Raw genomic sequence first — 18,897 nt, forward strand, 5'->3', positions numbered from 1 at the left:
CCCCGCGCCCCTGACGGGCCCTGACGGGGCCCTTAGCCGTGCTTGGCGCGCGAGGCGGCGCGCCCGCGCTCCTTCTGGTCCAGGACGACCTTGCGGATCCGCACGGTCTCCGGGGTCACCTCGATGCACTCGTCGTCGCGGCAGAACTCCAGCGACTGCTCCAGCGACAGCTTCCGCGGCGGCACGATGGACTCCGCCACGTCGGCGGTCGAGGACCGCATGTTGGTGAGCTTCTTCTCCTTGGTGATGTTCACGTCCATGTCGTCGGACCGCGAGTTCTCACCGACGATCATGCCCTCGTAGACCTCGGTGCCGGGCTCGATGAAGAGCACGCCGCGCTCCTGGAGGTTGGTCATCGCGAAGGCGGTCACCGCGCCGGAGCGGTCGGCGACCAGCGAGCCGTTGTTGCGGGTGCGCAGCTCGCCGAACCAGGGCTCGTGGCCCTCGAAGATGGAGTGCGCGATGCCGGTGCCGCGGGTCTGGGTGAGGAACTCGGTGCGGAACCCGATCAGGCCGCGGGACGGCACGATCCACTCCATCCGGATCCAGCCGGACCCGTGGTTGGTCATGGTCTCCATGCGGCCCTTGCGGGAGGCCATCAGCTGGGTGATGGCGCCCAGGTGCTCCTCGGGCGAGTCGATGGTCATCCGCTCGATCGGCTCGTGCACCTTGCCGTCGACGTCCTTGGTGACGACCTCGGGCTTGCCGACGGTCAGCTCGAAGCCCTCCCGGCGCATGGTCTCCACCAGGATGGCCAGCGCCAGCTCGCCGCGGCCCTGCACCTCCCAGGCGTCCGGGCGCTCGGTGGGCAGCACGCGCAGGCTGACGTTGCCGACCAGCTCGCGCTCCAGCCGCTCCTTGACCAGCCGGGCGGTGACCTTGTGGCCCTTGCCGCCCTTGCCGACCAGCGGCGAGGTGTTGGTGCCGATGGTCATGGAGATCGCCGGCTCGTCCACGGTGATCAGCGGCAGCGCGATCGGGTTCTCCGGGTCGGCGAGGGTCTCGCCGATCATGATGTCCGGGATGCCGGCCACCGCGCAGATGTCACCGGGGCCCGCGCTCTCGGCGGCCTTGCGGGTCAGCGCCTCGGTCATCATCAGCTCGCTGATGCGGACGTTGGCGATGCTGCCGTCGCGCTTGATCCACGCGACGGTCTGGCCCTTCTTCAGGTGGCCCTGCTCGACCCGCAGCAGCGCGATACGGCCGAGGAAGTTGTCGGCGTCGAGGTTGGTGACGTGTGCCTGGAGCGGCGCCTCCTCCTCGAACGTCGGGGCCGGGACGTGCGCCAGCAGCGTGGAGAAGAACGGCTCCAGGCTGGTGGAGTCGGCCGGCACCGTGCCGTTCTCCGGCTTGGTGAGGGAGGCGATGCCGTCGCGGGCGCAGGCGTAGACGATCGGGAACTCGATCTGGTCCTCGTCCGCGTCCAGGTCCAGGAACAGGTCGTACGTCTCGTTGACGACCTCGTCGATCCGGGAGTCCGGGCGGTCGGTCTTGTTGATGCACAGGATCACCGGCAGCCGGGCGGACAGCGCCTTGCGCAGCACGAACCGGGTCTGCGGCAGCGGGCCCTCGGAGGCGTCCACCAGCAGGACCACCGCGTCCACCATCGACAGGCCGCGCTCGACCTCGCCGCCGAAGTCGGCGTGGCCGGGGGTGTCGATGATGTTGATGGTGATCGGGTCGCCGCCGTCCTTCGGGTGGTACTTCACGGCGGTGTTCTTGGCGAGAATGGTGATGCCCTTCTCGCGCTCCAGGTCGTTGGAGTCCATCACGCGGTCGTCCACGTGCTGGTGGGCGGCGAACGCCCCCGCCTGCTTGAGCATGGCGTCGACCAGGGTCGTCTTGCCGTGGTCGACGTGGGCGACGATGGCGACGTTACGGATGTCGTGGCGCGTGGACATGCGGTGGCGTTTCTCCCGGAAATCGTGGATGACGTCACGTCCCTTGCCCGACGCACACGCCTGCCGGGCGCACTCCCGCCACGGCCTTACCCCATGGTACGGGGCCGCCGGGCGCACGGCCGCCCGACGGGGTCCCGCGGGCGCCGCGGAACCAGCCCCTCCGCTGGTGGCGGCGGGGGCGCAGGTGCCAGGATCACGCTTCGTGTCCATGCCACAGATATCCGGCGAGCAGCAGTTCGCCCTCCCCTCCGCCCCGCCGGGCGTCCGCAAGGCCGGCCTGCGCCCGGTGCAGCGGCTGATCGCCGCGGCCGCAGGTGCCGTCTTCGGCTACCTCGCCGCCTCCCACCGCATCGGGTTCGTCGACCACCGGGGCGCCTTCTCCCTGTTCATCCTCGGTTTCCTCGGGGCACTGAGCGTGAGCAACGCGCTGCTCGCCGCGCTGGCCCGCCCGTCGGGGCTCGCCGTGGTGTGGGCGGCCGTCGGCAGCGGGCGCTGGGCCGGCTCGGCGGTGCTCCGCGGCCGGCTCGTCACCTTCCGCTGGCTGCCGCTGATCCCGTTCACCGGCTGCCTGGCCATCGTGGACCGGCCGACCCTGCGGCGGCGGCTGTGGTGCGGGACGGCGACGGCCGTCGGCGTCCAGCTGGCGGCGGGCGCGGCGCTGGTCGCCCTCGGCGGCCCGGACGTGGCGGCGCTGGGCTGGGGCGTGCTGGTGATGACCGCGCTGGTGTCCTTCTGCAACCCGGCGACGGCCGGCTCGCGCGCCTGGATCCTGCTGCGGATGCCGTTCCGCCCGGATCCGCTGGACCGGCTGGCGCACGAGCCGGCCCTGGTGGACGTGGCGCGGGCGCTGAGCGCCGGCCGGGTGCGGGCCGCCCGGGCCGCCCTCGACACGGCCGCGAACCCGCGGAGCTTCCGCCACCTGTGGGCGACGGCCGCGGTGGCGGAGGCCGAGGGGCGGTACGCGGAGGCCGCGGACAGGGCGTACGCCCTGTACCAGGGGAGCGGCCTGGAGCAGGACCGGTCGACCGCGCTGGTCATCTACGCGCGGGCGCTGGCGGACGGCGCGGCGGCCGGGGTCTGGACGCGGGAGCGGATGCTGCCCGCGTTCGAGGCGGCGCTCGCGGTGCTGCGGGCCACGCGGCCGGCTCTCCTGAGGTTCACCGATCTCGGGGCGATCGAGGCGCTGCTCCACGGGGATCCCGTGAAGGGGACGCGGCTGGCCCGCAACGCCGTCGCGACGGCGCCCGACGCCCTCACCCGAGCCCACGCCTTGCGTACTCTGGCCGCCGCCCTCACCTGGACCGGCTCCGCCCCCCAGGCCGCCCGCGCCCTCACCCGCGCCTCCCGCCACTCCCCCCTCTGAGCCCCTCCGCCGGCGCGGTGGCGCGCTGTCCGCACGGCGGGGTGCGCCCCACCAGGGGCGCGGGGTCCCCCAGAGCTGCGCCTGGGAGGTGCCCCCAGCGCGCCCAGCCACGACGGCGGCCCCCCGTCCCCACGACGGGTCCGCCCCCAAGGGGCGCGGGGAACTGCGCGCCCAGCCACGACGGCGGCCCGCTGTCCGCACGGCGGGGTGCACCCCCAAGGGGCGCGGGGTCCCCCAGAGCTGCGCCTGGGAGGTGCCCCCAGCGCGACCAGCCACCCACCGGCCGGTGGTCCGGGACGTACCGAACTGCCCCTTCGGGCCGGTGACGACCCGCGCCACCGCCGTGGCTGAGCGCGCAGTTCCCCGCGCCCCTACGGGGCACGCCCTGCCCCTGGGGCAGCGTCGCCGTCGCATGGTCCGTGCGGGGTTCACGTGCCCCTGGCGGGGCACGTGCTGCGCGCGGGCAGCGGGAGAGGGGTTACTTGCGGAAGCCGACGTTCTGGTAGGTGGGGGTCTGGAAGCCGAAGGCGCCCGCATTGGCGACGGTGGTACGCAGCGCCACGACATCGGGGCGCTGGTAGAGGGGGATGGAGCCGGCGGCAGCCCAGATGCGGGCGTCGGCCTCGGCGGTCAGCGAGCGGGCCGCCGACGGGTCGAGCTCAGCCCCGGCCCGGCTGAGCAACTGGTCGATCTGGTCCGTGCCGACCCGGCTGTAATTCTGCGCGACCGCCAGCGACCCGTCGGGCGCCGGCACCGGCTTGGCGAAGATCGGCGTGTCGTCGGTGGCCGGGTACGCACTGCCCGGCCACGAGTACAGCGCCAGGTCGAAGTCGCCGGCGGCGATGTGGTCCTGGAAGTAGCCGGCGTCGGCGACCTTGTCGATCTCGGTGCGCACCCCGATCACCGAGAGCATGCGGGCGATCCGCCCGCCGACGTCGTCCAGCGTCGGGGAGTCCGACGGCAGCACCATCCGCAGCGACAGCTGCTTGCCATTCTTGGCCAGCACCCGGCTGGGCTCGACCACCGTCAGCGTGCCGGACGCCGCGCTCCGGCCGGGCCCGGCCGCCTTCTCACCGGTCTTGGCGGTCGACCGCTCCCAGCCCGCGTCGGCCAGCAGCGCCAGCGCCTGCTGCAGGTCGGTCTTGCCGAGCGCCGAGCTGTGGTCGGCGTACCCGTTCTGGGAGGGCAGCACCAGGTGGTTGCCGAGCGGCTGCGGGGGCAGCCCCAGCGGCTTGAGCACGGCCGCGGCGATCTGCTTGCGGTCGATGGCCCTGGCCACCGCGTGGCGCACCCGCTCGTCGGTGAGCGCGCCGGACGAGCCGTTGATGGCGAGCTGCGCGTAGGCGGCGTCCGGCGCCTTGCGCACGCCGACGCCCTTGGTCCTGGTCACCGCGCCGAGCGCGCCGGGGTCGATGTCGGCGACGTCCAGCTTGCCGGCGGCCAGCTGCGCGGCCCGCTGGGCGCGCGGCACCGCGGTCAGCACGAGCGAGTCGAGCTTGGCCCGGTCGCCCCACCAGGAGTCGTTGCGGACCAGGGTGACGGTGCCGGCCTTGGTGTCCATGGCCTTGACCTCGAAGGGTCCGGCCGCCGCGGGCAGCTTGGTGCGGGCCGCGTCGTTGAAGGCGTCCGCGCTGCCGGTCACCGCGGCGGGGTAGAGCGGGCTGAACAGCGACCGCCAGTCGGCGTAGGGACTGGCGAAGGTGACCTTGACCTGGTGGGCGCCGGCGCCCTGGGCGATCGCCGAGATCCGGTCGTACCCGGCGTTGCGCGCGGTCCAGTACGCGGCGTTCTTGCCGCTGAGCGCCTTCCACTGGGAGGTGAAGTCACCGGCGTCCACCGCCCGCCCGTCGCTCCACTTGGCCTTGGGGTTCAGGTCGTAGGTGACGACCTGCCGCGGGTCCGTCGAGGTGACCTTCGCGGCGGTCACGAAGTCGCGGTCGAGCTGCGGCGTGCCGTGCTCGTCCAGCCGGAACATCTGCGGCAGCGTGGCGGCCGCGATCATGGTGGTGCCGGCGTCGGCGTCGGACTGGTAGGCGTTGAGAGTGGGCGGCATCTCGTCGACGGCCCAGCGCATGGTGCCGCCGTCGCGCACGCCGGCGCGGGCGACGGTCGCCACGTCGGAGCCCGCGGTGCCGGCCGCGTGGGTGCCCGAGGACGAACAGGCTGCGGTGAGCGTGAGCACGGCTCCCGTGGTCAGGGCCACGGCGATGCGCACCGCCCGGAGCCCGGGTGCGGGAGCGGTCGGGTTCGTGCTGCGGTTCATGGGGGGACACCTCCGCGGGCCCGGCGGCTCGTCGGTGGCAGCGCGCACCGGCCGGGACATGATCATGTGGTCTGACATGCCGTTTGTCGGACATTCACCGCGCTCATGGCACCCCAGGTCCGCCGCCACCCGCCGCCGACCCGCCGGACCGCCGTCCGGGACCACCCGTCCGGCCGACAACCTGTTCGGCCGGACTCCCCTCGCGACGCCGCGTCAACCTGAGGGGGCCACATGCGTTACCACGTCCGATGGGAATCGGTGCAGGCGTCTTCACAAGGCGTGGTGTGACGCGCAACACTCGCTTCCGCGACAGCGAAGCGTCACCCACCGCACGGCGGCAGATGGTGAGGGCAGTGCCATGTCCCTGCACGACGACCTGACTTCGGTCCAACGACGGCTCGACGACCTGATGCGATGCGTGGCCCGCCTCGACGAGCACGCCGGCGACAGCCTCGACATGCGCCGGGTACGCGCGGACGCCGGACACCTGCGGGAGAGCCTGGCGCTGCTGCGCGACTCCGCGCCGGCCGCCGCGGGCGCCCGCACCGTCGAGATGGTCACCGTCCCCGACGACCCGTACGACCGCATGCTGTGGGTGGACGCCGAGGACGAGGGGCTGGGTTCGCCGCACCGGCACGCGCCCTGAACTCCCGGCTGACGCGGACCGCACACGGCGCCGACGGGCGCCGCGCACCCGCGTTCCCGTCCCCGCACAGCTCGCCCCGCGTCCTGTCCGGCTCGTCCACCGCGCACCAGCCCCCGCGCTGCCGCCGCGCCCCATCCCCCGTCCGTTCGGAGTCACCCTTTGGCCACCGGAACCACACCCACCACCCCAGCCTCAGAGGAACGCGGTGTCCGCTCGCCCGGACGCGCCGCGATCGCGGCACCGCACCTGCGGACCGACCGGTGGTGGGTACCGCCGCTGGTCACCGCCGTCGGCCTGGGCATCTTCGTCGTCTACGCGACCTGGCGCGCGTTCGCCAACAGCCACTACTACGCGGCGCCCTACATCTCCCCCTTCTACTCGCCGTGCCTGGCCTCGAACTGCGTGGACATGAAGGGCGGCGCCGACTGGGCCCTGTTCGGCAGCTGGTGGGGCCTGTCCCCCGCGCTGCTGGTGCTGATCTTCCCGCTGGGCTTCCGGCTGACCTGCTACTACTACCGCAAGGCCTACTACCGGGGGATCTGGTCGTCCCCGCCGGCCTGCGCGGTCGCCGAGCCGCACGCGAAGTACACCGGTGAGACCCGCTTCCCGCTGATCCTGCAGAACTCCCACCGGTACTTCTTCTACCTGGCGGTGGTCGTCGCCGGCATCCTCACCTACGACGCCGCGCTGGGCTTCCGCGACGCGCACGGCAACTGGGGCCACATGGGCCTGGGGACGCTGGTCCTGCTGGCGAACGTGGCGCTGATCTGGGCGTACACCGTGTCCTGCCACTCCTGCCGGCACGTCATCGGCGGCAAGCTCCGGCACTTCTCCAAGCATCCGGTCCGCTACCGGCTGTGGGGCTGGGTCGGCACGCTGACCGCCCGCCACATGCTGCTCGCCTGGTCCTCGCTGATCAGCGTCGGTGTCGCGGACCTGTACGTGTTCCTGGTGTCCAGCGGCGCCTTCGACGATCCGAGGTTCTTCTGAGATGACGAATGTGGAACGGCACGCGTACGACGTGGTCGTGGTCGGCGCGGGCGGGGCGGGGTTGCGGGCGGCCATCGAGGCGCGCGAGCGCGGGATGCGCACGGCGGTGATCTGCAAGTCGCTGTTCGGCAAGGCGCACACGGTGATGGCCGAGGGCGGCATCGCGGCCAGCATGGGCAACGTCAACGAGCACGACAACTGGCAGGTGCACTTCCGCGACACCATGCGCGGCGGCAAGTTCCTCAACCAGTGGCGGATGGCCGAGCTGCACGCCAAGGAGGCGCCCGACCGGGTGTGGGAGCTGGAGACCTGGGGCGCGCTCTTCGACCGCACGCCCGACGGCAGGATCTCGCAGCGCAACTTCGGCGGCCACGAGTACCCGCGGCTGGCCCACGTCGGCGACCGCACCGGCCTGGAGCTGATCCGCACCCTCCAGCAGAAGATCGTCTCGCTGCAGCAGGAGGACCACGCCGAGACCGGCGACTACGAGAGCCGGCTGAAGATCTTCCAGGAGTGCACGGTCACCCGGATCCTGAAGGACGACGACCGCGTGTCCGGGATCTTCGGCTACGTCCGCGAGTCCGGCCGGCTGTTCGTCATCGACGCGCCGGCCGTGGTGCTGGCCACCGGCGGCGTCGGCAAGTCGTTCAAGGTGACCTCCAACTCCTGGGAGTACACCGGCGACGGGCACGCGCTGGCGCTGCTGGCCGGCGCCCCGCTGATCAACATGGAGTTCATCCAGTTCCACCCGACCGGCATGGTCTGGCCGCCGTCGGTGAAGGGCATCCTCGTCACCGAGTCGGTGCGCGGCGACGGCGGGGTGCTGCGCAACAGCGAGGGCAAGCGGTTCATGTTCGGCTACATCCCGGACGTGTTCAAGGAGAAGTACGCGCAGAGCGAGGAGGAGGCCGACGGCTGGTACGCCGACCCCGACCGCCACCGCCGCCCGCCGGAGCTGCTGCCGCGCGACGAGGTGGCCCGCGCGATCAACAGCGAGGTGAAGGCCGGGCGCGGCACCCCGCACGGCGGGGTGTTCCTGGACGTGTCGACCCGGCTGCCGGCCGAGGAGATCAAGCGGCGCCTGCCGTCGATGCACCACCAGTTCAAGGAGCTGGCCGACGTCGACATCACCGCCGAGGCCATGGAGGTCGGCCCCACCTGCCATTACATGATGGGCGGCGTCGACGTGGACCCGGACACCGCGGCGGCCACCGGGGTCCCCGGGCTGTTCGCGGCCGGCGAGGTCGCCGGCGGTATGCACGGCTCCAACCGGCTCGGCGGCAACTCGCTGTCCGACCTGCTGGTCTTCGGCCGCCGCGCGGGCCTGTTCGCCGCCGAGTACGCGGCCGCGCTCGCCCAGGCGGACCGGCCGGCGGCCGGCGAGGAGCAGATCGACGCGGCGGCGGCCGAGGCGCTGCGGCCGTTCGGTACGGACGCCGAGGTCGGCTCCGGGGCCTCCGGCGGCGACGGCCCGGAGAACCCGTACACCCTGCACCAGGAGCTCCAGCAGGTGATGAACGACCTGGTCGGCATCATCCGCCGCGCGCCCGAGATGGCCAAGGCGCTGGAGCACCTGGCGGACCTGCGCGAGCGGTCCCGGCACGCCCTGGTCGAGGGCCACCGCCAGTTCAACCCGGGCTGGCACCTGGCCATCGACCTGCGGAACATGCTGCTGGTCAGCGAGTGCGTGGCGCGCGCCGCGCTGGAGCGCACCGAGAGCCGCGGCGGCCACACCCGCGACGACCACCCCGACATGGACCGCACCTGGCGCAAGGTCAACCTCGTGTGCGAGCTGACCCCGGGCGCCCCGGAGGCGGGGACGGCCGCGGTGAGCCTGCACCGCCGCCCGATGGACGCGATCCGTCCCGACCTGCTCGCCCTGTTCGAACGGGACGAGCTGCTCAAATACCTGACCGACGAGGAGCTCGACGCGTGAGCAGTTACCAGGCGCACTTCAAGGTGTGGCGCGGCGACGCGGACGGCGGCGGCCTCCAGGACTTCCAGGTGGAGGTGAACGACGGCGAGGTCGTCCTGGACATCATCCACCGGCTGCAGGCCACGCAGGCGTCCGACCTCGCGGTGCGGTGGAACTGCAAGGCCGGCAAGTGCGGGTCGTGCAGCGCCGAGGTCAACGGCCGGCCGCGGCTGATGTGCATGACCCGGATGTCGGTGTTCAGCCGGGAGGAGACGGTGACGGTCACCCCGATGCGCACCTTCCCGGTGATCCGCGACCTGGTGACCGACGTGTCGTTCAACTACACCAAGGCCCGCGAGGTGCCGTCGTTCGTCCCGCCCAAGGGCGTGCCGGCCGGCGAGTACCGGATGGCGCAGCAGGACGTGGAGCGCTCGCAGGAGTTCCGCAAGTGCATCGAGTGCTTCCTGTGCCAGAACACCTGCCATGTGGTGCGCGACCACGAGGAGAACAAGCCGGCGTTCGCCGGGCCGCGGTTCCTGATGCGCATCGCCGAACTGGACATGCACCCGCTGGACGCCGCCGACGAGACCGGCGTCAACCGCGCGTCCTCCGCGCAGGACGACCACGGCCTCGGCTACTGCAACATCACCAAGTGCTGCACGGAGGTGTGCCCGGAGGGCATCCACATCACCGACAACGCGCTGATCCCGCTCAAGGAGCGGGCGGTGGACCGCAAGTACGACCCGCTGGTCTGGCTGGGGTCCAAGATCCGCCGCCGGGGCCAGTAGCCCGGGCGGCCCTGCCGCCGGCTGGAGTCGCGCCACGGACGAACCGCACATAGCCTCCGAAATGGAGCCACCCGGAGGGGCGTGGCGCGGCAGCGGGAGGCGGCGCGGTGCGGACGAGACGTCAGGCTTTCCCGGCCGTGCTCGCGGCCTGCGCAGCCCTGGCCCTGGGCACCGCGGCACCCGCCCGGGCGGCGAGCCGCCCGGGCGAGACCCCCGTCCCGCTCGCCCGGACGGGCCAGGTCACCGACCGGGTGGGCGCGCTGGGCAACCGGGCGACCGAGGTCCGCACCGCCCTCCAGCAGCTGTACGCCGCCCAGCGGCTGCAGCTGTTCGTGGCGTACGTGAGCACCTTCTCCGGCCGCACCCCGCAGGACTGGGCGAACGCCACCGCCGTCAAGAACGGCCTGGGCCGCAAGGACCTGCTGCTGGCGGTGGCCACCCACGACCGGCAGTACGCGGTCTCCGCCGACCAGGACGCGGGCCTGACGCAGGCCCAGCTCAACGACGTCAGCGACCGGGCCATCGAGCCCGCGCTGCGCGAGAACGACTGGGCGGGTGCCGCGATCGGCGCCTCCACCGGCTACGACGCGGTGCTCGCCGGCCGGGCGGTGACACCGCCGGCCATCTCCCCCGGCGCCCCGGACCCCGGCGGCGCCCCGGGCGACGCCACCGCCAACGGCGCCGCCGCGCTGTGGATCCCGGTGGCCGCGGTCGCCGCGGCCGGCTTCCTCGGCCTGTGGGCGTACCGCAGACGGCGGGTGCCGTCGGCCGGCCCGCCCAGCGGCCGGACCGCCCCGGCCTGGCGGACCCCTTCCGGCGGCCGGCCCGCCAAGCGGCCCACCCCGCTGACCCCGCTGCCCGAACTGGACGCCCAGGCCCGCCAGCTGCTGGTCGCCACCGACGACGCGGTGCGCACCAGCCAGGAGGACGTCGGGTTCGCCGCCGCGCAGTTCGGCGACGAGGCCGCCAAGCCCTTCGGCGAGGCCGTGGACTACGCCAGGGGCGAGCTGACCGCGGCGTTCCGGCTGCGGCAGCGGCTCGACGACGCCTTCCCCGAGGACGACGACACCCGGCGGCAGATGCTGGACGAGATCCTGTCCCGCTGCACCCAGGCCAACCGGCGGCTGGACGCGGAGTCCGAGGCGTTCGACCGGCTGCGGGCGATGGAGGCCAACGCCCCGCAGGTGCTGGCGCAGGCCGAGCAGGCGCTGGCCGCGCTGCCGGGCCGGATCGCCGCCGCCGAGGGCGCGCTGGTCCCGCTGGCCGAGCGCTACTCCGACGCCGCGCTGGAGCCGGTCGCCGGGCATCCGGCGGAGGCCAGGGACCGGCTGGAGTTCGCCAGGACCAGCCTGGGCCAGGCGCGGACCGCGCTCGCCACCGACCACGGCCGGGCCGCGGTCTTCGTCCGGGCCGCCGAGGGGGCGCTGGACCAGGCCGCGACCCTCGCCGACTCGGTGACCCGCCGGGAGCACGAACTGCACGCCGCCGACGCCCAGCTGCGCGCCGCGCTCGCCGAGACGAGCGCCGACCTCGCCGAGGCCCGCGGCGTGCTCGGCGGCTCCGCCGAGGGCACGGCTGCCGACCTGCAGGGCAGGATCGCCCGCGCCGAGGCCGTCGCGGCCGCCGTGCAGCAGGAGCTGGCCGCCGGCCGGTACGACCCGATCGCGGCGCTGCGCCGGGTGGAGGAGGCCGACGCGGCCCTCGACGAGTCGCTGGCCGGCGCCCGGGAGCGGGAGGACGCCGACCGGCGCGCCCGCGGCCTGCTCGACCAGGCCCTGCTGGCCGCGCGCAGCGAGGTCGCGGCGGCCCGGGACGTGATCACCACGCACCGCGGCGCGATCGGCAGCCAGGCCCGCACCCGGCTCGCCGAGGCCGAGCGGCGGCTGCGCGTCGCGGAGTCCTCCGCCGTCGCGGACGCCGCGGCCGCACTCCAGCACGCCCATGAGGCGGACCGGCTGGCCCGCGAGGCGCAGCAGTTCGCCCGGCAGGACGTCAGCGGTTTCGGGGACCTCGGCGGGTACGGCGGCTTCGGCGGGGGCAGGCGTACGGCGGGGCTCGGCGGCATGGGCGGCGCGGTGCTCGGCGGGATCCTGCTGGGCGGCGTGCTCGGCGGCGGAGGCGGCGGCTTCGGCGGCCGCGGCGGCATGGGCGGCGGCTACGGCGGCTACGGCGGGGGGCCGGGCAGTTTCGGCGGCGGCCAGACCCGCGGCCGGATGGGCGGCGGGGGCAGATTCTGACGATCCAGCGGGCCCAGCAAGCCCCGTGACCTCGGCGGCCCCGCGGCCGCGTCGGCCACACCCCACGGAGCAGGGAGTACGGATGACCAAGCAGACCATCCTCGGCCGGGTGGCGCAGCTCGCGAGGGCGAACGTCAACGCGCTGCTGGACCAGGCCGAGGACCCCCAGAAGATGATCGACCAGCTGATCAGGGACTACACCGGCAACATCGGCGAGGCCGAGACGGCGGTCGCCGACACCATCGGCAATCTGCGGCTGCTGGAGCAGGACCACGCGGAGGACGTGGCCGCGGCGGCGGAGTGGGGCGGCAAGGCGGCCGCCGCCAGCCGCAAGGCCGACGAGCTGCGCGGCGCCGGCGACGCGGCCGAGGGCGACCGCTTCGACAACCTGGCGAAGATCGCGCTCGGCCGCCAGCTCCAGTCGGAGAAGGAGGCGAGGACCGCGGAGCCGATCATCGCCTCGCAGAACGAGATGGTCGACAGGCTCAAGTCCGGCCTGGACCAGATGAAGGCCAAGCTGGCGCAGCTCCAGGCCAAGCGGGACGAGCTGGTGGCCCGCTCGCGGTCCGCGCACGCCCAGAACACCATGCTGGACGCGGTCAAGAACATCGACGTCCTCGATCCCACCAGCGAGTTGGGCCGGTTCGAGGACAAGGTCCGCCGCGAGGAGGCCCGCGCCACGGGCAAGCAGGAGCTGGCCGCGTCCTCGCTGGACGCCCAGTTCGAGTCCCTGGACTCCCTCTCCGACGCCGCCGAGATCGACGCCCGCCTCGCCCAGCTCAAGTCCACCGCGCGCTAGTACATGCTCAGCAGGTCCTCCACCGAGGGGCCGGCGGAGGCGGGGCCGGTGCCGCGCAGGGCGAGTTCGAACCAGACGGTCTTGCCGCGGTGGGTGCGGCGGCTGCCCCAGCTCTGGCTGAGCATCGCGACCAGCTGCAGGCCGCGCCCGCCCTCGTCGGTGTCCCGGGCGCGGCGGCGGCGCGGCTGCATCAGCGCGTTGTCCCACACCTCGCACACCAGCGTCCGGTCCAGCAGCAGGCGCAGCCTGATGTCGCCGTAGCCGTGCCGCAGCGCGTTGGTGACCAGCTCGCTGACCAGCAGTTCGGTGGTGTCCACCAGATCGTCCAGGCCCCACGCCAGCAGCTGGTCGCGGGCCAGTTCGCGGGCCCTGGCCACCGAGGTGGGCTGGGCCTCCAGCGTCCAGTCGCCGACCTTGTCCTGCGACAGGCCGCGGATCCTGGCCATCAGCAGCGCGATGTCGTCCTCGCCGTGCGCGGTGTCCAGGGTGGCCAGCACGTGGTCGCAGACGTCCTCCAACGGCCGCGGCGGGCCGGCGAGCGAGGCGCGGAACGCGTCCAGGCCCTCGTCCAGCGGGTGGCTGCGGGACTCCACCAGGCCGTCGGTGTAGAGCGCCAGCAGCGCCCCGTCGGTGAGTTCGACCTCGATCTCCTCGAACGGCTCGCCGCCGACGCCCAGCGGTACGCCGCGCGGCAGTTCGAGCAGCAGCGGGTCCTCCCCCGGCTCGACCACGACCGGCGGCATGTGGCCGGCGTTGGCGATGGTGCAGCGCCGGGTGACCGCGTCGTAGACGACGTAGATGCAGGTGGCGAGGTACACCTCGGCGAGGTCGGCGTCGCCCGGGTCCTTGGCGCGGCGGGCCGCGCCCCGCCGGGGGGCGCCGAGGCCGCCGACGACCTCGTCCAGCGCGGCCAGCACCTCGGCGGGTTCGAGGTCCAGCATGGCCAGGGTCCGTACAGCGGTGCGCAGTTCGCCCATCGCGACGGCGGCCCGCAGCCCGCGGCCCATCACGTCGCCGACGACCAGCGCGGTGCGGTGCCCGGGCAGCTCGATGACGTCGAACCAGTCGCCGCCGACCTCGGTCTCCATGCTGCCGGGCAGGTAGCGGCAGGCGATGTCCAGGCCGGCCGCCTCCGGGTCGTCCGGCGGCAGCAGGCTGCGCTGCAGGATCAGCGCGCGCTCGTGCTCCCTGCGGTACAGCCGGGCGTTGTCCAGGAAGATCGCGGCGCGGGCGGCGAGTTCCTCGGCGAGCATCCGGTCGCGTTCGGTGAACGGCTCGCTGCCCTTGGCCCGGGAGAACTGCACCAGGCCCAGCACGGTGTCGCGGGCCACCATCGGCACCACCAGCGTGGACTGCACCAGCGTGCCGCCCAGGTCGTTGGCGCCCTCGCCGTCGAGCACCTGCGGCTGCGCGGTGCGCAGCGCGCGGGCGCTGGCCGAGCCGAACCGGTAGCGGTGCACCGCGCCCACCGAGACCGGGCCGTCGCCGGGACTCGCGTCGTCGTCGCCCGCCATCACCACCGGGGCGTCGGAGACCGCGCTGGCGAAGGCGACCCGGCGCACCTCGCCGCTGCCGTCGGAGGTGCCGGTCAGCTCCTCCTCGCCGGACAGCAGCACCTGGTAGAGGTCGACGGACGCCAGGTCGCAGAAGTGCGGGACGGCGACGTCGAGCAGTTCGCGGGCGGTGGTCTCCAGGTCCAGCGAGGTGCCGATCCGCGAGCCGGCCTCGTTGAGCAGCTGCAGGTTGCGCCGGGCGTGCGCGGCCTCGCGCTCCGCGCGCTGACGCCCGGTGACGTCCATGGCCAGGCCCGCCACGCCGATCGGCCGCCCGCCGCCGCCCGGGGTGCCGCCGCTGTGCAGCCGGTACAGCGACATCGACCAGCGGCGCCTGGCCGGGTCCCCGGGCACCGTGCCGATCAGCGGCATGTCCAGCACCGGCTCGCCGGTCTCCAGGACCTGCCGCAGCGCGGCGCTGAGCCGGTCCGCCTCGACCCGGGACAGGAAGTCGTGCGGGCCGCGGCCCTGATGCCCCGCGGCGGGCCGCCCGAAGACCTCGGCGAACCGCTCGTTGACCCGGATCAGCCGCAGGTGGGTGTCGAACAGCACGAAGCCCATCGGGGACTGCCCGAACACGGCCTGGGAGGCGGCCACGTCCGTCTCGATCTGCCGCAGCGTGGCCACGTCCAGCGCGATGCACAGGGCGCCGTCCTCGGCCGGCATCACGTACACCTCGGCCAGCCCGCTGCCGCCGGAGGCGTCCTTGTACGGCACCAGGCCGTTCCACTCGCGGCCGTCGAGGATCTGCGCGAGCCGCTCGTGGGCGCGCACCTGGACGTCGGACGGCGCGAAGGCGGCGATCGGGTCCCGGCCCAGCGCCTCCTCGGCGGTGACCCCGAAGAACTCCTCGGCCCGCTTGCTCCAGTGGTCGATGCGGCCGGCGCGGTCCAGCGAGAAGGAGGCGACCCGTATGTAGTCGTACATCGAGCCGGGCGGACTCGACTGCCAGACCCCGGCGCGCGCAGCCAGGTCCGCGTCGTCACCGAGGGGAACCGCCCCTGCCGGCATGTCGCTCACTCGCCCGACCCCTCCAGCTCAGCACACATGGACCGGTTGGAGCCGAGTATTCAGCATGCAGACCGTCCAGCACACGGTCTTGTCGATCACAGCATCATCTCGGCTCCCGGGGTACGGGGGCTCGACCCCGGAACACCACGGCCGCACCTTTCGCTTCCGCCTCTTCGGCATACCCGGCACAGTCGCGTCGAATCATGTGCCACCCCCGGCCGGGGGTGGGCGCCTCCGGCGGCCGGCCAACGGGCCTTCAGGGCAGGGCGAGTTCGAACCAGACGGTCTTTCCGAGCGGTCCGTGCCGGGTGCCCCAGCGCCGGGAGGTCCTGGCGACCAACTGCAGTCCCCGGCCGCCCTCGTCGGTGTCGGAGGCGGTGCGCTCCTGCGGCGGGTCGGGCAGCGGATCGGACACCTCCACCAGCAGAGAGGAGCCGCGGACCATGCGGACGCCGATCGGACCGTGCGCGTACCGCAGGGAGTTGGTGACCAGCTCGCTGACCAGTAGCACCGTCACGTCCGACAGCGGCGTCAGGTCCCAGTGCACCAGGGTGTCGCGGACCCGGCGGCGGGCCAGCCGCACCGCGCTGGCCTCCGCGGGGAACGTCCAGGCGGCGGTGGAGCCGGCGGGCAGGCCGCCGAGGCGGGCCATCAGCAGCGCCACGTCGTCCGGCTCGCGGCCCGGCTCCATGGTGGCCAGCAGCTCGTCGCAGGCGTCCTCCAGCGAGTGCAGCGGCCGGCACAGCGTGTCGCGCAGCCGCTCCAGGCCCGCGGTGATGTCGCTGGTGCGGGACTCCACCAGCCCGTCGGTGTACAGCACCAGCACCGCGCCGTCCGGCACCTCCAGTTCGGTGCTCTCGAACCGCACCCCGCCGACGCCCAGCGGGACGCCGGTCGGCAGCTGCAGCAGCCGGGCGCGGCACCGCCCCGGGTCCTCGGGTCGCGGCTCCGGCTCCACCAGCACCGGCGGCACGTGCCCGGCCTGTGCGAGGGTGCAGCGCCGGGTCGACGGGTCGTACACCGCGTAGACCGCGGTGGCCATCCAGCCCTCGCTCTGGCCGCGCGCCAGGTCGTCGCCCAACTCGTTGACGCGGCGCAGCAGTTCGTCGGGCGCCATGTCCAGCCCGGCCAGCGTGCGCACCGCGGTCCGCAGCCGGCCCATGGTGGCCGCGGCCCCCAGCCCGTGGCCCATCACGTCGCCGACCACGAACGCCAGTCGCCCGCCGGCCAACGGGATCACGTCGAACCAGTCGCCGCCGACCTCCGCGCCGCTGCTGCCCGGCACGTACCGGAACGCGACGGCCACGCCCGGCGGCTGCGGCACGGACTGCGGCAGCAGGCTGCGCTGGAGCATCAGCGCGCCCTCCCGCTCCCGGACGTACAGCCGCGCGTTGTCCAGGGCGGCGCCGGCCCGGTCGGCGAGCTCCGCGGCCAGGGCCAGGTCGTCCTGGTCGAACGGCTCGCGCCCGCGCGCCCGGCTCACCACCAGCAGCCCGAGCACCGCCCCGTGCGCCCGCAGCGGCAGCGCCAGCAGGGAGTTGACGCCCAGCTCGACCGCGGCCTCCACCTTCGGGTCGTCGGGGAACGTGGTGCGCCGCAGCTCCTCGACCGTGGAGACCAGCCGCGGCTCGCCGGTCAGCAGCGCCGTGCCGAACAGCGAATCGGTGGTGAAGCCGATCAGCTGGTCGCGGCGCAGCATCCGCGACACCGCCGGGCTCCAGTCCACCGCGGCCACGCCCATCTGCCGCATCGGGGTGTTCTCGCTGTACGGCACGCTGGGCAGCCGCCCGCCGTCGGCCGCCTCGGCGTGCAGGATCACGCCCGCGTAGTCGGAGAACGAGGGCACCAGCGCCTCGGCGAGGGTCTCGGCCGCCCGGCGCACGTCCAGCACCCCGGCGATCCGCGAGCCCACGTCGTTGAGCAGCGCCAGCCGCTCCCTGACCCGCTCGGCCTTGGCGGCGGCCTGCATCCGCTCGGTGACGTCCATGACGGTGGCGCTGACGCCCAGCACCCGGCCGGCCCGGTCCACCAGGCGGTGGTACGACATCGAACGGTGCCCGGCGCCGCGCGGGGCGATCGCCACCAGGTCGATCACCGGCCGTCCGGTGGCCAGCACCTCGCGCTGCAGCGCGGTCAGCTCGACCGCGACTCCCGCGTCCAGCACGTCGGCGACGGTCCGCCCGAGGTGGGCGGTGGCCGGCAGCCCGTTCATGTCGGCGAGGGCCTGGTTGACGCGGACGTAGCGCAGGTTGCGGTCGAAGATCGCGACGCCCAGCGGCGAGGAGTCGAACAGCGCGTCCAGCGCGGCCAGGTCCTGCTCCAGCGTGCGCAGGCGGCTGGTCTCCACCATCGAGGCCAGCACGAACGGCCGGCCGTCCCCGTCCACCAGCAGGCTGGCCCTGGTCTCCACCTGGACGTTGTGGCCGTCGCGATGCCGCAGCGACAGGATGCCGTCCCAGCGGCCGGTGCGCAGCAGGTCGGCGAGGATCTCCTCGGGCCGGCCCGGCTGCGGGATGCTGCGCAGCCGCGGCTGCCCGACCGCCACCGGGCCGGGCGCGGGCTCCGCGGCCTCGGCCGGGCCGAACAGCCCGCCGACCCGCCGCCCCACGATGTGCTCGCCGGCCCACCCCAGCACCTCCTCGGCCAGGGGGCTCCACAGCAGGACGCGGCCGCTGGTGTCCAGCATCACGACGGCGACCCGCAGGGTGTCGAGCAGCGTCCCCCGCGACCGCTCCTCCGGGGGCGGGGGCACGTACTCCGGCGACGCGTCGCCGCTGTCGCTCATGCCGCTGCCACCCCCGACCGGGTCCACGCCGGACGCACCCGCCCGGCCACGAAGGGTTACCCCCTATAGGGCTTATCCCCTTTTACCCGTTATGCCCGCTTTTTGTCCTGACCGACCTCGGGAGGGGGGCCGGGTGGGGGTAGGGCACCGGGGGTGGGACCGGGCAGTTTTCGAAGCGTGCGGCCTCACCCGTTTTTGCAGCGGCCGAGCCGCGCGATGCAGAGTCAGCGCCGTCTCACCTCAATTCGCCGACGGCCTTGAGGTCGTCGAAGAGCAGTTGGTCGACCGGTGGCACCAACGGGCGGTCCGCGTACGAGAACCAGGCCATCTCCTCGATCTCACTGCTCACCGCCAGCCTCCCCTGGTAGTCCGCGGTGTAGCAGCTCATCCGCACCACAGCACCGCCCGGCAGGTCGGGCACCTCGGCCTCGTACGTGCCCACGTGCCGCGCACTGTCCGGATCGAGTAGCACGGTCAGCTCCTCCTTGATCTCACGGAGCAGGGTCTCCAGGTCGTTCTCCGCGCCCTCCCGCTTGCCACCGGGGATGTAGAAGACGCCCTTCCCCCGGGGCCTGGCGCAGAGAATCCTGCCGTTCTCCACCCGCACCCACGCCACCGTGTCGATCAGGACCGTCATCACTTCGCC

12 protein-coding genes are annotated in these 18,897 nt (G+C 73.7%); 7 read left to right on the forward strand and 5 right to left on the reverse strand.

All coding sequences use genetic code 11. The features are described 5' to 3' along the window. Positions 1-32: 32 nt before the first annotated feature. A complete protein-coding gene (gene typA / locus ACH4TG_RS30685; protein WP_398245847.1) occupies positions 33-1,901 on the reverse strand; it encodes a translational GTPase TypA in 1,869 nt (622 codons plus the stop codon). A gap of 208 nt (positions 1,902-2,109) precedes the next feature. Here typA and ACH4TG_RS30690 point away from each other — a divergent pair, with 208 nt between their 5' ends. Continuing rightward, positions 2,110-3,264, forward strand: coding sequence for a hypothetical protein (locus ACH4TG_RS30690; RefSeq protein ID WP_398245848.1), 1,155 nt, complete (start codon positions 2,110-2,112; stop codon positions 3,262-3,264). 478 nt (positions 3,265-3,742) lie between these two features. On the opposite strand, the gene ACH4TG_RS30695 is transcribed toward ACH4TG_RS30690, so the two are convergent. Beyond that, positions 3,743-5,527, reverse strand: coding sequence for an ABC transporter family substrate-binding protein (locus ACH4TG_RS30695; RefSeq protein WP_398245849.1), 1,785 nt, complete (start codon positions 5,525-5,527; stop codon positions 3,743-3,745). Positions 5,528-5,885: 358 nt separating this feature from the next. Here ACH4TG_RS30695 and ACH4TG_RS30700 point away from each other — a divergent pair, with 358 nt between their 5' ends. The 6 genes from ACH4TG_RS30700 to ACH4TG_RS30725 all read left to right on the forward strand — a co-directional run bounded on the left by ACH4TG_RS30700 (position 5,886) and on the right by ACH4TG_RS30725 (position 12,902). Continuing rightward, the gene (locus ACH4TG_RS30700; protein ID WP_398245850.1) at positions 5,886-6,173 is read left to right on the forward strand and encodes a hypothetical protein; all 288 of its coding nucleotides are present in this window, start codon (positions 5,886-5,888) and stop codon (positions 6,171-6,173) included. Positions 6,174-6,332: 159 nt separating this feature from the next. Further along, a complete protein-coding gene (locus tag ACH4TG_RS30705) occupies positions 6,333-7,163 on the forward strand; it encodes a hypothetical protein (RefSeq protein ID WP_398245851.1) in 831 nt (276 codons plus the stop codon). Position 7,164: 1 nt separating this feature from the next. Continuing rightward, a complete protein-coding gene (locus ACH4TG_RS30710) occupies positions 7,165-9,099 on the forward strand; it encodes a fumarate reductase/succinate dehydrogenase flavoprotein subunit (RefSeq protein WP_398245852.1) in 1,935 nt (644 codons plus the stop codon). Continuing rightward, the gene (locus ACH4TG_RS30715; protein ID WP_398245853.1) at positions 9,096-9,866 is read left to right on the forward strand and encodes a succinate dehydrogenase/fumarate reductase iron-sulfur subunit; all 771 of its coding nucleotides are present in this window, start codon (positions 9,096-9,098) and stop codon (positions 9,864-9,866) included. The genes ACH4TG_RS30710 and ACH4TG_RS30715 overlap by 4 nt, the downstream gene beginning before the upstream one ends. Positions 9,867-9,973: 107 nt before the next feature. Then, positions 9,974-12,103: a TPM domain-containing protein gene (locus ACH4TG_RS30720; protein WP_398245854.1), complete on the forward strand. Its 2,130-nt coding sequence runs from the start codon at positions 9,974-9,976 to the stop codon at positions 12,101-12,103. A gap of 82 nt (positions 12,104-12,185) precedes the next feature. Next, complete coding sequence (locus tag ACH4TG_RS30725) at positions 12,186-12,902, forward strand: PspA/IM30 family protein (protein ID WP_398245855.1); 717 nt, start codon at positions 12,186-12,188, stop codon at positions 12,900-12,902. Here ACH4TG_RS30725 and ACH4TG_RS30730 read toward each other — a convergent pair. The 3 genes from ACH4TG_RS30730 to ACH4TG_RS30740 form a co-directional block, all read right to left on the reverse strand. Next, positions 12,899-15,466, reverse strand: a complete 2,568-nt coding sequence (locus tag ACH4TG_RS30730; RefSeq protein ID WP_398245934.1) for a SpoIIE family protein phosphatase — start codon at positions 15,464-15,466, stop codon at positions 12,899-12,901. The two genes, ACH4TG_RS30725 and ACH4TG_RS30730, sit on opposite strands and share 4 nt — an antisense overlap. 256 nt (positions 15,467-15,722) lie before the next feature. Further along, positions 15,723-18,251 (reverse strand): SpoIIE family protein phosphatase, encoded by a 2,529-nt coding sequence (locus tag ACH4TG_RS30735; RefSeq protein ID WP_398245856.1) that lies wholly within the window; start codon positions 18,249-18,251, stop codon positions 15,723-15,725. Positions 18,252-18,486: 235 nt separating this feature from the next. Continuing rightward, entirely contained in the window at positions 18,487-18,888 is a 402-nt protein-coding gene (locus ACH4TG_RS30740; protein ID WP_398245857.1) for an NUDIX domain-containing protein, read from the reverse strand. Positions 18,889-18,897 lie beyond the last annotated feature (9 nt).

It is taken from the genome of Streptomyces sp. NPDC020917 (assembly GCF_044333795.1).
GTDB lineage: Bacteria > Actinomycetota > Actinomycetes > Streptomycetales > Streptomycetaceae > Actinacidiphila.

Excerpts from the sequence above, each read along its gene's own strand:
- typA (WP_398245847.1), bottom strand. The coding sequence starts at position 1,901 with ATGTCCACGCGCCACGACATCCGTAACGTCGCCATCGTCGCCCACGTC.
- ACH4TG_RS30690 (WP_398245848.1), top strand. The coding sequence starts at position 2,110 with ATGCCACAGATATCCGGCGAGCAGCAGTTCGCCCTCCCCTCCGCCCCG.
- ACH4TG_RS30695 (WP_398245849.1), bottom strand. The coding sequence starts at position 5,527 with ATGAACCGCAGCACGAACCCGACCGCTCCCGCACCCGGGCTCCGGGCG.
- ACH4TG_RS30700 (WP_398245850.1), top strand. The coding sequence starts at position 5,886 with ATGTCCCTGCACGACGACCTGACTTCGGTCCAACGACGGCTCGACGAC.
- ACH4TG_RS30710 (WP_398245852.1), top strand. The coding sequence starts at position 7,165 with ATGACGAATGTGGAACGGCACGCGTACGACGTGGTCGTGGTCGGCGCG.
- ACH4TG_RS30725 (WP_398245855.1), top strand. The coding sequence starts at position 12,186 with ATGACCAAGCAGACCATCCTCGGCCGGGTGGCGCAGCTCGCGAGGGCG.
- ACH4TG_RS30730 (WP_398245934.1), bottom strand. The coding sequence starts at position 15,466 with ATGCCGGCAGGGGCGGTTCCCCTCGGTGACGACGCGGACCTGGCTGCG.
- ACH4TG_RS30735 (WP_398245856.1), bottom strand. The coding sequence starts at position 18,251 with ATGAGCGACAGCGGCGACGCGTCGCCGGAGTACGTGCCCCCGCCCCCG.
- ACH4TG_RS30740 (WP_398245857.1), bottom strand. The coding sequence starts at position 18,888 with ATGACGGTCCTGATCGACACGGTGGCGTGGGTGCGGGTGGAGAACGGC.